We start from the raw sequence: 12763 nt of genomic DNA, 5'->3' as shown, positions 1-12763 counted from the left end.
ATCGGCATGACGTGGGAGCTGCCGCTTTCCCACTACGCGAAGCGTCTCGTGATGATCGATCATCAGTTGGGCGATGAGGATCATCATCTCGCGCGATATATCGCATTGGGCCGCGCTGAGTTGTCTTGAGCGCGTACACGCTATTGCAAATCAGGAGAGGGATGTGAAGATTCTTGTGGCAGTCAAGCGCGTGGTCGACTACAACGTGAAGGTCCGTGTGAAGTCGGATAACACGGGTGTCGATATCGCCAACGTGAAGATGTCGATGAACCCGTTCGACGAGATCGCCGTGGAAGAGGCGGTGCGTCTGAAGGAAGCGGGTGTCGCTACGGAAGTGATCCCCGTGTCGTGCGGCGTGACGCAATGTCAGGAGACGTTGCGTACGGCTTTGGCCATCGGCGCGGATCGCGCTGTGTTGGTCGAGACGGACGAAGAGCTGCAACCGCTCGCAGTGGCCAAACTGTTGAAGGCGCTGGTCGATCAGGAGAAGCCCGAGCTCGTGATTCTCGGCAAGCAGGCTATCGACGACGATTCGAATCAGACCGGCCAGATGCTCGCCGCGCTGGCGGGTCTGCCGCAAGCGACGTTCGCATCGAAGGTCGTGATCGCAGACGGCAAGGCCACGGTTTCGCGCGAAGTCGATGGCGGCGCGGAAACGCTGTCGCTGAAGCTGCCCGCGGTCGTGACCACGGATCTGCGCCTGAACGAGCCGCGCTACGTGACGCTGCCGAACATCATGAAGGCGAAGAAGAAGCCGCTGACGACGGTGAAGCCCGCTGATCTGGGCGTCGATGTCGCACCGCGCCTGAAGACGCTGAAAGTCACGGAGCCGCGCAAGCGCAGCGCCGGCATCATGGTGCCGGACGTGAAGACGCTGGTCGAGAAGCTCAAGACCGAAGCCAAGGTGCTTTGATCGCCACACACGCGGAGAAGAAATGACGATTCTGGTAATTGCGGAACACGACGCCCCGAAGGAAGCCCCCTTGGGGGGCAACGCGTCGATCAAGGCAGCGACGCTGAACACGATTTCAGCTGCTTCGAAGATCGGCGGTGACATTCATGTGCTGGTTGCGGGTTCGAAAGCGCAAGGCGCGGCGGACGCAGCGGCGAAGATCGCGGGCGTGGCGAAAGTGCTGTTGGCCGATGCGCCTCAACTGGCCGATGGCCTCGCGGAAAACATCGAAGGCACGGTGCTGAACATCGCGAAGAATTACTCGCATATCCTTGCCCCGGCGACGGCTTACGGTAAGAACATCGCGCCGCGTATCGCAGCGCATCTGGATGTCGCGCAAATCAGCGACATCACCGCAGTCGACAGCGCCGACACGTTCGAGCGTCCGATCTACGCGGGCAACGCCATCGCGACCGTTCAGTCGATCGATCCGATCAAGGTCATCACGGTTCGTGCGACGGGCTTCGATCCGGTCGCGGCCGAAGGCGGCAGCGCATCGATCGAGAAAATCGAGGCCGCAGCCGATTCGGGCATCTCGCAGTTCGTGAGCCGCGAAGTGACGAAGCTCGATCGTCCGGAACTGACGAGCGCGACGATCATCGTGTCGGGCGGCCGCGGTCTCGGCAGCGGCGAGAACTATACGAAGACGCTCGAGCCGCTCGCGGACAAGCTCGGCGCGGCGCTGGGCGCATCGCGCGCAGCCGTCGATGCGGGCTATGTCCCGAATGACTTTCAGGTCGGTCAAACCGGCAAGATCGTCGCGCCGCAACTGTATGTCGCGGTCGGCATCTCGGGCGCCATTCAGCACCTGGCCGGCATGAAGGACTCGAAGGTCATCGTCGCGATCAACAAAGACCCCGAAGCACCGATCTTCAGCGTGGCGGACTATGGCCTCGTCGGCGATCTGTTCACGGTCGTGCCGGAATTTGAGCGAGCGTTGGGCTAAGAGAGGCAGTGGTTGGCACGCGACCGAAGACCCAAGCGAAATGTCACCGCGGCGAACTGACATCCGAGCCCAGCCACGAACCTTCGCACGCGTCCTCGATGTGCCACTTGACGTGCGACCGGTCCCTTTCTCGAAACGACCAGTGCTTGTATGGAGTCTTGAAAGTCGGCTCAGGGTCGATTCTTGCCCGTCGCGAAGCGAGGATCGTTGGCCAGCTTGCTCGCGCGCCTGGAGTGTGGTCTGCGAATCGATGGCCCCATCCGCAAGTGTGCTGCAGACGCTGCCCTGCGAGTCCGCTTTCCCGTTGAGGCGTGCCGCGCGAACATTCATCCGCGGGGGCACGCCCTAAAAACCGGACCGGAATCGATGTGTCCGCGGTTAATCCCCGAACGGGTTGCCCGTGTCTTTCACCTCGGTACTGAGGTTGTATTCCGCACGCACGGCCACTAATACGCGCTCGATGTCGCGCTCGAAACCGATCGCGTTGCCAAAGTTAGTCATTTTCCAATTGCAGCCTGTTTTATCCGGCTCTTGCAGCTGGGGCCGCGGTACACGAATCTTGACGCCATCTTCGATGATTTCCTGCAGCCGATGGATTCGCCGGTCGACCTCTTGCTGAAGCCGTGAGGCGTTAAGCGTCTTTCGTATCATTCGAGTCTCCTCCCGGTTGGCCCTGGAGCGTGTCAGTCACAATGGGGATTTCGCGCTGCGACCATACGCTCCCATTGTCAGGACCTTGAAATAACGAAACCGTCCTTTCCCGTCACGGCGATGGTCGCATCGTATCGAGCACCATTGCCACCCAAAGCGACTGTCGCACGCTTTGCATTTGCAAGTAAGTTGATGAGAGCGGCTGTAACCACTTCCGGCGCGTCGAATCGCCCCTTGGGCCCGGATAGCGTCAAAGCACCCACGAGCTCCCCGGTCGCGCCGAAAACCGGCACTGAGACCGATGCTGTCTCCGGGTCACGCTCCCCATAAGAGACCGCCCATAGCTGGCTGCGGACCTCGCTCCAACGCGGGTCTTGATCTTCTGTGAACGCGAGCAACACTTTGCCCGAAGCACCTTTGTCAATCGCGAACTCTTCCCCGACGCGGATTGAGACCCGGACGCTTCGGGAAGGCTCGACGCGATAAAGGACCAGACGAAAGTCGCCCTGCCTTACGTAGAAGGACGCGGTTTCGCCAATGTCTCGGCTTATCTGCTGAAGTAAAGGCTCAATCACAGGGCCAACCTGAAACGAACGCTGATACAAGGCTGCAAGGCGCAGCGGTTGATGGCCGACCGCGTACTGTCCGTCGTCGAGTTTCCTTACGAATCCACCATGCTCAAGCGCGCCCAGCAGCCGCAGTACGGTGCTCTTGTAGAGGCCGGTTCGTCGAGACAACTCCGTCAACGTCAGCTTGTCGTCGGTCGGTCCGAACGAATTCAAAATTGCAAACGCGCGGTCCAAAACCGCCACGCCGCTCGACGTGTCCATTGCTTCTGTCGGCGCCGCCGCTGCCGCGGGTAAGTCTTCTGTAGCCACGTTCTTCTCCAGAGTATCTGCTCGTTACTGTACGGTTTCGCCTGACAGAACTCAAGTTCTAAAAAATAACGAGTTCGAGGGTTTACCAGCTTGTCGCGGCTCTTCCATGGATCTATAGTTCTCTCCAATAGAACGAGGGTCTGACAGATAGAACTCAGGAGATTGTCGAAATGAGTAATTCGAAAGTGCTGATTAGCGAAGTAGGGCCCCGAGATGGCCTTCAGAGCATCAAAAGCGTTATGCCGACGGCCGCAAAGCTGAAGTGGATTTCTGCGTTGGCAGCGGCCGGGCTGCGGGAAATCGAGGTCGGCTCGTTCGTGCCGCCGAAGCTTCTTCCGCAGATGGCTGACATCCGGGAAGTCGTGGCTCACGCGCTTTCCATCCCGGGTTTGCATGTAGCCGTGCTCGCGCCAAACCTGCGCGGTTGCCAGAAGGCTTTTGAGGCAGGTGTTCATAAAGTGACGCTGCCTGTTTCGGTGACGGACGAGCACGCGATGGCCAACATCCGGAAGACCACTGCCCAACTGATCGATGAAGTGCGCGAGATCGTGGCTTTGCGAGACGCCCGATTTCCCGGCATTGAAATCGAGGCCGGCGTATCAGTCGCATTCGGCTGCACCATCGCGGGCACCGTCACAGACGACCAGACGATACGGATGTGTGCGGCGATGGCTGAGTGTGGCGTCGACGAAATTGGTCTGTCCGACACGAGCGGTTACGCCAATCCGACGCAGGTTCGGCGCCTTTTCCGTCGCCTTCAGACCGAGTTCGGCGATAAGGCGGGCGGCGCTCATTTTCACAACACGCGGGGTCAGGGTCTGGCCAACGTCGTCGCTGCCCTGGACGCAGGAGTCTCGACTATCGATGCGAGTCAGGCCGGTTTGGGTGGCTGTCCGTATGCGCCGGGCGCAACTGGCAACATCGTCACGGAAGACCTGGTTTTTCTCCTTGAATCCATGGGCTACGACACAGGCGTCGACGTCGATGCGCTCATTGCAGCTCGAACGATCCTCGCCGAGGCGTTGCCCGGCGAAGCGCTCTATGGGCACGTCAAGGACGCTGGCTTGCCAAAGGGGTTCACGTATGCAGATGGTCGCGCACCGAGCGCGCCGCAACCCGAAGGGTGCCTCCTGGGAGTCGCGCAATGAGCGAAAGTCAAACCGGTCAATCGCTGCCCTACAGCGGCGTTCGCGTCGTCGAAATGACGCATATGGTGATGGGCCCCACGTGCGGCATGGTCCTCGCGGACCTGGGTGCCGAGGTCATCAAGGTCGAGCCCATCAACGGGGACAGCACCCGCGCACTTCGGGGTTCGGGAGCGGGCTTTTTTAGCACGTTCAATCGAAACAAGAAGAGTATCGCTGTCGATGTGAAAGACACGCGCGGCGTTGAAGTCGTGCACAAGCTCCTCTCAGGTGCAGATGTGTTCAGCGAGAACTTCAAGAGCGGGACGATGGACAAGCTCGGGCTCGGCTATAGCGCTCTGTCGAAGCTCAATCCACGCCTCATCTATGTTTCGCACAAAGGCTTCTTGCCGGGTCCGTACGATCATCGCACCGCTCTTGACGAAGTCGTGCAAATGATGGGCGGACTGGCATACATGACGGGCCCCGAAGGTCGGCCGCTGCGTGCCGGCACCAGCGTCAACGACATCATGGGTGGAATGTTCGGTGCGATTGGAGCGATGGCTGCGCTCGCTCAGCGGGAGCGGACCGGCCGAGGACAAGAAGTCCAGAGCGCACTATTTGAAAACAACGTTTTTCTGGTCGCCCAGCACATGATGCAGTTTGCCGTGACGGGTAAGGCAGCGGCGCCGATGCCGAGCCGGATTTCGGCATGGGCGGTCTACGACGTCTTCTCGGTCAAGAACGGCGAACAGATTTTCCTGGCGGTCGTCTCGGATACGCAGTGGGGGATTTTCTGTGACGCCTTCGGCCTCGCCGAACTGAAATCCGACGAGCGCATCTCGACGAATAATCAACGCGTACAAGCACGTGATTGGTTGCTTCCTCGGTTGCGCAAACACATGGAGGCGTTCACCGCCGCGGAGATAAGCGCGGTGTTCGAGCGTGCCGGCCTGCCGTACGCGCCCATTACCCGGCCCCAAGACCTGTTCGAAGACGAGCATCTGCTCGCAACGGGTGGTCTTGCCGATGTCACCTTGCCCGCGGATGCGAGCGGCGCGGGGCAGCCCATCGCTACCAAGACGGCATTGCTGCCCCTGACGCTCGGAGGTGAGCGTCTTCGACTGCGCGCGGCGCCCCCGTCGCTCGGACAGGACACGAGAACACTGCTTCATGAGGTCGGTTACTCGACGGAGGACGTGAGACAACTGACGGAGGCTGGCGTCGTTAGATGCGGCGAACGCCAAACGGGCGACGCATTGGACCCGTCAGCCAACGAGATTGCGAGCGCCTGAATTCCACGCAGAAAAAGCGACATGGCCCTGCGGAGAAACGTCCGCGGAGGGCCGCGATTTGTCCGGAGACGAAACATGACATCCATATCCACGAACATGACCGACGGAAGCTCGGCGATTTCTACGCTTGAACAACAGGCGGTCAGAAAGGCAGCGTGGAGATTCATTCCACTTCTCGCGCTTGCATACTTCTTCAATTACCTTGACCGCACCAGCGTCGGCTTTGCTGCGCTGACGATGAACCGCGACCTCGGCCTGACCGCTACGCAATTTGGTTGGGGCGCTGGAATCATGTTTGCCGGTTACTGCATATGTGAGGTGCCGAGCAACCTTGCGCTATATCGCTTTGGTGCACGGAAGTGGCTTGCGCGAATCATGATTACCTGGGGATTCTTTGCGGCGGCGACCGCGCTGGCAACGGGTCCAACCAGCTTCTACGTCATCCGCCTCCTGCTGGGCATTGGCGAAGCCGGATTCTTCCCGGGCGTCATCTTCTTTTTGGCTGTCTGGTTTCCGGCGAGCTACCGGACACGCGTTCTCGCCTGGTTCACCGTGTCGACACCCTTGTCGTCCTTCATTGGTGGCCCGCTTTCCGCATGGTTGCTGAAGCTGGATGGTGTCCTTGGACTCGCAGGTTGGCAGTGGATGTTCATCGTCGAGGGATTGCCCGCATGCGTGCTTGGTATCTTCGTGCTGAAAATGCTCGCCGACAAGCCGGCAGACGCGAAATGGCTCTCGGTTGAAGAGCGACAAGCCCTTCAGGCCGCCTTCGACCGCGAAGGCAACGCTGGCCAGAAGAAAAAGAACTTCCTGGCGGCGCTCAAAGACATTCGCATGTACATCCTCGCGATGATTTCGTTCGGCTTCACGATGGGCTCATATGGCATTGGTATCTGGTTGCCCCAGATGCTAAAGGCGCATGGGATGAGCGTCATCGAAACGGGCTGGATTTCGGCAGTTCCGTATTTCTTCGCCACCATCGCGCTTCTTTGGTGGGCTCAACGCGTTGACCGCCGGGGCGGCCATATTGCGAACCTGGCTGCGGGGCTTTTCATCGGCGCGGTGGCGCTCGGCGTTTCCACGTACTTCCAGCAACTGCTTCCCGCAATGACCGGCATCACGCTGGCACTCATTGGCACCATCGCAGGGCGCACCATCTTTTACACGTTGCCGGCACGCTTTCTGTCTGGACAGGCCGCGGCGGGTGGGCTCGCACTCATCAACTCCATTGGAGCGCTCGGTGGCTTTGCAGGGCCATATCTCGTGGGCTATTTGAAGGACAGCTTCGGCACATTTTCTGCCGGAATGATTGGTCTGTCCGTCGTACTGGGCATCACGACCTTGCTCACGCTGTCGCTTTTCGCTTTCAACCGGGGGGAGTGAGCATGCAAGGTCTTCGTTCTTCAAATCGTCGTCGTATCCTTCGCGCGGCTGCTGCCTCAATTCTGATTCCCGCAGTGGCGCAACGGCCAAGCTTCGCAAAGGAGGAATCGCGAACAATGTCTACATCGAGCAATTATCTTCCCGTGCGCGCCGAATGGCTGGCATCCGGTACCGAGCCGGCTCTTGAGCCCGATATGCCAATCATTGACGCGCACCATCACTTCTATGAGCGTCCAGGCTGGACGTACATGTTGGACCAGTATCTCGAAGATGTGACGTCCGGGCATAACATCACTGCATCGGTGTATATGCAGGCATTGACCCGGTATCGAACGTCCGGGCCCGAGGAACTGAGACCGGCCGGCGAAATCGAGTACGTCGCAGGCGCCACTGCACCTCTACAAAAGGGAAAGCCGCAGGTCGCGAAGGGCATGGTCGGATACGCGAACCTTCGCCGTGGCGCCGCGGTCCGTGAAGTATTGGAAGCAGAGCTCCAAGCGGGCGATGGGCGGTTCCGAGGCGTTCGGCATCTCGTGACCTATGACCCGGACACGACGCTGGCTAACCCGCTAACCGCGGCGCCCCGCGGGCTGCTGCTCGACAAGGAGTATCGAGCCGGTTTCTCGCAGTTGGCTCCTTTAGGCTTGTCTTACGATGCGTGGCTGTTCTTCCCGCAGTTACCGGAATTGTTCGACCTGGCGAAGACGTATCCGGAGACGCCAATCATCATCAACCACTGCGGCGGAGTGGTGAGAATCGCCAGCTACCAGGATCATCGCAAAGAGATCTTCGATAGCTGGTCGCGGTCGATGCGCGAGTTGGCACAGTTGCCGAACGTGTACGTGAAGGTAGGCGGGCTGGGCATGCGAATTAACGGCTTTGATTTTGAGAAAGGAGAACGACCGCCGTCCTCGAAGCAACTGGCCGAAGCATGGAAGCCATGGATGATGACGTGCATTGAAGCCTTCGGTCCGAACCGCTGCATGTTCGAGAGTAACTTTCCCGTTGACAAAGGTTCGTATCCCTACAGCAACGGATGGAACGCCTTCAAGCGTATGACGTCGCAGGCAAGTTCTGAAGAAAGAACGGCGCTTTTCCGAGGAACGGTGGAGAAGGTCTACCGGCTGGCTTAAGCCACCCTCGGTGGCAGGAGACGAGCTAGGCCCTGCGCGTCGAGCTCGAACACGCGAATGTACCCGACCTGCGGCCCGCGAGGCATGAACGGGTCAAGTCGGCCGGTTCCCGCCTTTCGCCGAGACCAACGCGCAGTCATCCAATCGGCTGTTGTACTCCAAACAGCGGTCTTCCGACGCGGGCCCGCGCCCCGATCGCGTTTGAGCACTGTGTTACCGCTTCTCCGTGCTATACGACGAAACCTCTCCCGTGACCTGTGCTGACAGATGCGTGCGTCCAGTGTTGCCCGGACAAGGTTCATTTCGGAAACGGTGACGAATTCATTTATCTACGATAGTGCCCCGCTTTGGCAGGGTCTTCGGGAATCGATACGAGCGGATGAGTCGAGTTGATTCTCGTTTCGACCCTGCATCGAAACGCGATCGACCGTTCAGACTTTTATCGACCGCAACGACTACCGATTGCCGCGCACAGTTCTCTTATCGATCTCATTGAATATGCGTAGGACGCCGCATCGACCTATACTCAGAGGTGAAATTCTCGCAGCGAGGCGGCTCATTCATGCTCTGAACGTGATAGATAAAACTGGCGGCAACGAACTCGGTGAAGGCGAAACGGCCAAGATCGAGCAGCACGCTGACTCCGCGGCAAGAAGAGATACTCGAACTGGTGACACGCGGCATCAGCAATAAGGCCATTGCCGCTCAACTTGGAATCAGCGTCGACACCGTGCGTCGCCACGGTGCACGAATAAAGAACAAGAAGGCGGCTTCGACGACCGCGTCTATCGCGTGTCAGCAACTCTGGCCCATCCTCGATCAGGCTCTCGTTTCATCGTTGCCCGAACGGCTGTTGAGTCCCGCGGAAATGCGCGTCGTGGCATTGCTTTGTCGCGGGCTGTCGAGCAAAGAGATCGCGCGTGCTTTGGAAATAAGCTCACGCACGGTCGATAAGCATCGCCAAAACGTGCTGAATAAGCTCGGCATGCATTCGACGCGTCAGCTCACATCGTGGATCGCGAGCCGATGCATCACCTCGACGCTATCTGCTTCTGATCCGGACGATCGAAGCTGAACAGGCGCACGATCATCGCGTCGATCACGCGGAAGAAGCCGTCCGCGCCATAGCCCGCGAGAAATGCGATCCCCGATGCCGACAGCGTCAGCACGCCCGTGCCCGACGTCGCCTGTCCCCCGACGGACGCCGGTGTGAAGAACAAGCCGACGGCAAGCCCGGCGATCGCGCCGAGTATCAGCCGGATGATCGCGAGCGTCTCATCTCGCGGTGCGAGAATGCTGCTGGTTATGCGGCTGCTGATATCGCGCAGAAATGATGCAATCGTCCCGACGAGCCCGAACATGACGGGCAGCACGAAGCTCGCATACGCCGATAAGACGAGCGTGATCGACTGAATGCTTTCCTGCTTCGATTGCGGATGCGCAACCGGGAACGGCACCGTCAGCCACGATGAAAGACCTTTGTCCGCGAAGCTCGCGTCATCGCTGATGGCTTGTTCATAGCGCGCCTGATGATAAGCCCATTCATTACAAAGCAGTCTCATCGGGTTGCTTTGCTCGTCGAGCTTGTCGGTGCAACGCGCGGAGATGCTCGCGTGACTTTGTTCTTCCTCGGGTAGCGCGGCGTTTTGCTTATCGGCGAGTGCATAGATTTGATTGGTCACTTCCGCCAAGCTCTTTTTCTCGTCCTCGAAGCGCGAAGTCAGCTCCGCGCCATACACAACGAGCCATAACAATATTGCCGCAAGGAAAGTTATCGCCGCGCCGGCGCGCGACACATTCCGATGAAACGAGCGGAAGCGCTTGGCGCTGCGGATCAGCCCCGGATAGGCCGATTTTGCGACATCGGCGCGCGTCGACTGATTGAGGTTCCACGCTTCTTCCTCGCGCTTCTCGCGCCGCGTCCTGGACGACGTCTCTTCGATAAACATATATGTGTAAGCGATCATCACACCGTTCGAAGGACTGGCGATCGAATTGAGCTTGTCCTTCATGCAGAGCAGCAACGCCGCATCGTCGGCGCGATCTTCGATGGTGCGCGTGTCAACCGGCGGGTAACGCAACGCGCAGATGCGCCGCAAGATATCGATGGACGCCAGCGTCGCGTTCGGCGCGTTTGCCTCGCCATTGCGCCGCACCGGATATTTGATGTCGCCGATATCCCAGATGTGCACGTCTTGTCGGCCGGAAATGAAGTCGAGCAGCAAAAGGACTTCGTTGAGGTCGCGATGCAGAAACAGTTGAGAAGGCGACAACGATGATTCATCCGCTTCGCGCGGGTTCTCGGATTCGAGCGTGACTGGGGAAGCGCTCATGTCTTTTTGCTAAACCAGCAACGCCGCACAACACGTCTTGTAGCGTGCGTCGCGTGCGGACTTGCCGTCCATCGCCGGATTGATCGCGCGCGTGCACGCGTCGAAGTCGCTGGAATCGGCGGCCTCGTTGCAACCGCGCGATTTCCAGTACCAGCCCGCGCTGCGTGCGGCCAGCAAATCATCATTTGCAAGCCGGTCCGGGTCGGCTACGAGATCGACGCCGAGCGCGCGGCCCGCATCGCGATAGTTGTCCTTGAACGTAACCTGCTTCAGCCCGCGACCACGATATCGCCAGCCGTCGCCGCTCGATGCGTCGCCGTTGCCGAATCGCCCGCCATAAGCGATGTTCGCAATCTGCGCCTGCCTTTCGATCGGCACGACTTTTTCACCGGCATGCCGTCCGAGATCCGCGCGCATGTTTGCAGGAATGCGCGAAAAGATGCGCAGTGCGTCCGGCGCATAGTTGAAGCTTTCGCTCAATAGCCTGAATCCGCCGCTCTCGTGTCCCATTTGCGCGATCCATGCTGCAAGACGCGCGGGCGAGTTGATATCGAACTCCTCCGCGGCCGATGTAATCGGCAAAAGCCAGCGTTCGGCGAGCGCAGGCGAAAGATTCGCCGCGCGCTGGAATGTCTCGATGTCCATACGACCTCCGATGAAGCCTCGCTCGATAACATGATAGGGCGCCTTGCCACAATTAGTTATCCAATTCTTTCCTGAAACGGCTAATCCGATAAGGCGATCTCGTGTGTGTTAGAAAATATATTCGAACCACATATTTTATCGACAGTCAATACGCAAAGAGTGGCATACCTATAGTGTCTGAAAAATCCTAAGTTAGATACGCCACGCCGCGCTTCTTTTACCGGGCGGCGGCGCCTAAGAACATCAGAAAAACGCAGCTTCCGCAAAGCCACCATAAAAAGCTGGACCACATCGGGATCGCGCAATCGCGGCGCGACACGCGCGATTGCGCGCCTTGAATTTCGCGTACTCACTCTCTTTTTTTCGATCGTTCGTTATGGATGACTTACGATAATGTGTCGTCGCTGAGCGATGACACCCGGAGGATGCATCATGCCAATAAGCGGAAAGGTCTCTGAAAACATCGAGCGCGGCCGGATCGGCATCAAGATCGAAAATGGAGCGGGAAAGCCGGGCGGCTTCTTTGTCGATGGTTCTTCAAGCGGCGGAACGATGCTCTTCGTCGTCCGCAATCAGCCGTTCATGTTTTCTGTTTCGGGCGCGGGCCGGCGCGGCTTTCAGGCCCGGCTCGAAGTGCGTGGCCGCGAACGTCCCGGCGCACCCACGCGAGCCGTCACGGTGCAAAGCGCGGACAACTTCGATCCGAATGGTGTCGACAGCACGGGCTCCGTTCTGATCGATCATTGGGGCGACAGTAATCGCGCGCTTTGCGCGGTGCCGCGCGAGGAGATCGGGCTCGATGGCGCGGACATCGACGCCGACGATCGCCAGATCATCACGCTCAAAGTCGTTCCGATCATCAAGGTCGATGCAGCCGGCTTGCGATGGACCGATCTCGGGCCTTTCTGCTCGCGTCAGGAATACGAGGAGCTCGCAGCGCTGATGGCCGCTTATGCGCCCGGGCGTTATCTCGGCAGCGTGCCAAAGGACGGCATCGCAAAGCTGATCAAGCATCTGCGCGAATTGAAAACCACCGAAGGCATTTTCGATGTCGATACGCAGTTCAGCTCCGTAGGTTTCGCGGGACGCGTGGAGCAACGCGAAGTCGTCGCGACGGATGAACTTTTCGACGTGCCCGCCGATTTCTCCAAGCCGATTGCGACGAAACCGAGCGCCATGCCGACGACGCCCACGCCTTCTCCGGCTCCGACGCCCGTCCAACCTGCGGTGCTGCAAGCGGCGTTGACGGGAACGTCCGCGCGCAAGGGTTATCTCGCGCATGGCACGCCGATTCCCGCGCGAGCCGCCGTGCCGATCGTGCTCGCTGAAGCCGGCGGGGAAGTGGCGGTGGATCTCACGTTGATCATCGTCGATACGGCGGAATCGCTGGAAGCCGCGCGCAAGAAGATCACGCCGGCATAGC

The 12763-nt window shown here is 59.3% G+C and carries 12 protein-coding genes and 1 pseudogene; 9 read left to right on the top strand and 4 right to left on the bottom strand.

All coding sequences use genetic code 11. The features are described 5' to 3' along the window. The 3 genes and pseudogenes from AWB78_RS45845 to AWB78_RS22825 form a co-directional block, all read left to right on the top strand. A pseudogene (locus tag AWB78_RS45845) lies at window positions 1-129 on the top strand (pimeloyl-CoA dehydrogenase small subunit); the annotation flags it as partial. Between the two features lie 34 nt (window positions 130-163). Next, window positions 164-913: an electron transfer flavoprotein subunit beta/FixA family protein gene (locus AWB78_RS22830; protein WP_062608252.1), complete on the top strand. Its 750-nt coding sequence runs from the start codon at window positions 164-166 to the stop codon at window positions 911-913. Between the two features lie 22 nt (window positions 914-935). Beyond that, window positions 936-1898: an electron transfer flavoprotein subunit alpha/FixB family protein gene (locus AWB78_RS22825; RefSeq protein ID WP_062608251.1), complete on the top strand. Its 963-nt coding sequence runs from the start codon at window positions 936-938 to the stop codon at window positions 1896-1898. Window positions 1899-2276: 378 nt separating this feature from the next. Here the strand turns inward: AWB78_RS22825 and AWB78_RS22820 are convergent, their stop codons facing one another. Both AWB78_RS22820 and AWB78_RS22815 read right to left on the bottom strand, forming a co-directional pair. Then, a complete protein-coding gene (locus AWB78_RS22820; RefSeq protein WP_062608250.1) occupies window positions 2277-2549 on the bottom strand; it encodes a hypothetical protein in 273 nt (90 codons plus the stop codon). A 77-nt stretch (window positions 2550-2626) separates the two neighbouring features. Next, window positions 2627-3379 (bottom strand): IclR family transcriptional regulator, encoded by a 753-nt coding sequence (locus AWB78_RS22815; RefSeq protein WP_062608249.1) that lies wholly within the window; start codon window positions 3377-3379, stop codon window positions 2627-2629. Between the two features lie 218 nt (window positions 3380-3597). Between AWB78_RS22815 and AWB78_RS22810 the strand changes: the two genes are divergently transcribed. From AWB78_RS22810 to AWB78_RS43780, 5 genes are all read left to right on the top strand, one after another. Beyond that, on the top strand, window positions 3598-4575 hold the full coding sequence (locus tag AWB78_RS22810; protein ID WP_062608248.1) for a hydroxymethylglutaryl-CoA lyase: 978 nt from the start codon (window positions 3598-3600) through the stop codon (window positions 4573-4575). After that, window positions 4572-5846, top strand: coding sequence for a CaiB/BaiF CoA transferase family protein (locus AWB78_RS22805; RefSeq protein ID WP_062608247.1), 1275 nt, complete (start codon window positions 4572-4574; stop codon window positions 5844-5846). Before AWB78_RS22810 ends, AWB78_RS22805 begins: the two co-directional genes overlap by 4 nt. Before the next feature lie 75 nt (window positions 5847-5921). Then, a complete protein-coding gene (locus tag AWB78_RS22800; protein ID WP_062608246.1) occupies window positions 5922-7229 on the top strand; it encodes an MFS transporter in 1308 nt (435 codons plus the stop codon). A gap of 2 nt (window positions 7230-7231) precedes the next feature. Continuing rightward, window positions 7232-8362, top strand: a complete 1131-nt coding sequence (locus tag AWB78_RS22795) for an amidohydrolase family protein (protein ID WP_062608245.1) — start codon at window positions 7232-7234, stop codon at window positions 8360-8362. A gap of 604 nt (window positions 8363-8966) precedes the next feature. Beyond that, complete coding sequence (locus AWB78_RS43780; protein WP_074173519.1) at window positions 8967-9437, top strand: response regulator transcription factor; 471 nt, start codon at window positions 8967-8969, stop codon at window positions 9435-9437. Here the strand turns inward: AWB78_RS43780 and AWB78_RS22790 are convergent. Together AWB78_RS22790 and AWB78_RS22785 are read right to left on the bottom strand one after the other, a co-directional pair. Then, on the bottom strand, window positions 9394-10695 hold the full coding sequence (locus AWB78_RS22790) for a hypothetical protein (protein WP_062608244.1): 1302 nt from the start codon (window positions 10693-10695) through the stop codon (window positions 9394-9396). The genes AWB78_RS43780 and AWB78_RS22790 overlap by 44 nt on opposite strands. A gap of 9 nt (window positions 10696-10704) precedes the next feature. Then, complete coding sequence (locus tag AWB78_RS22785) at window positions 10705-11340, bottom strand: glycoside hydrolase family 19 protein (RefSeq protein ID WP_062608243.1); 636 nt, start codon at window positions 11338-11340, stop codon at window positions 10705-10707. 432 nt (window positions 11341-11772) lie between these two features. On the opposite strand from AWB78_RS22785, the gene AWB78_RS22780 reads away from it, so the two are divergent. Continuing rightward, window positions 11773-12762, top strand: coding sequence for a hypothetical protein (locus tag AWB78_RS22780; RefSeq protein WP_062608242.1), 990 nt, complete (start codon window positions 11773-11775; stop codon window positions 12760-12762). The last annotated feature ends 1 nt before the right edge of the window (window position 12763 follow it).

Source organism: Caballeronia calidae (assembly GCF_900044055.2).
Classification (GTDB): Bacteria; Pseudomonadota; Gammaproteobacteria; order Burkholderiales; family Burkholderiaceae; genus Caballeronia; species Caballeronia calidae.
Note: the sequence above shows the minus strand (reverse complement) of the source record. Positions and strands in the feature narration are given on the sequence as shown.

Bases quoted from the DNA above. Each gene is read 5' to 3' on its own strand.
- AWB78_RS22825 (WP_062608251.1), top strand. From the start codon at position 936: ATGACGATTCTGGTAATTGCGGAACACGACGCCCCGAAGGAAGCCCCC.
- AWB78_RS22820 (WP_062608250.1), bottom strand. From the start codon at position 2,549: ATGATACGAAAGACGCTTAACGCCTCACGGCTTCAGCAAGAGGTCGAC.
- AWB78_RS22815 (WP_062608249.1), bottom strand. From the start codon at position 3,379: ATGGACACGTCGAGCGGCGTGGCGGTTTTGGACCGCGCGTTTGCAATT.
- AWB78_RS22810 (WP_062608248.1), top strand. From the start codon at position 3,598: ATGAGTAATTCGAAAGTGCTGATTAGCGAAGTAGGGCCCCGAGATGGC.
- AWB78_RS22805 (WP_062608247.1), top strand. From the start codon at position 4,572: ATGAGCGAAAGTCAAACCGGTCAATCGCTGCCCTACAGCGGCGTTCGC.
- AWB78_RS22800 (WP_062608246.1), top strand. From the start codon at position 5,922: ATGACATCCATATCCACGAACATGACCGACGGAAGCTCGGCGATTTCT.
- AWB78_RS22795 (WP_062608245.1), top strand. From the start codon at position 7,232: ATGCAAGGTCTTCGTTCTTCAAATCGTCGTCGTATCCTTCGCGCGGCT.
- AWB78_RS22790 (WP_062608244.1), bottom strand. From the start codon at position 10,695: ATGAGCGCTTCCCCAGTCACGCTCGAATCCGAGAACCCGCGCGAAGCG.
- AWB78_RS22785 (WP_062608243.1), bottom strand. From the start codon at position 11,340: ATGGACATCGAGACATTCCAGCGCGCGGCGAATCTTTCGCCTGCGCTC.
- AWB78_RS22780 (WP_062608242.1), top strand. From the start codon at position 11,773: ATGCCAATAAGCGGAAAGGTCTCTGAAAACATCGAGCGCGGCCGGATC.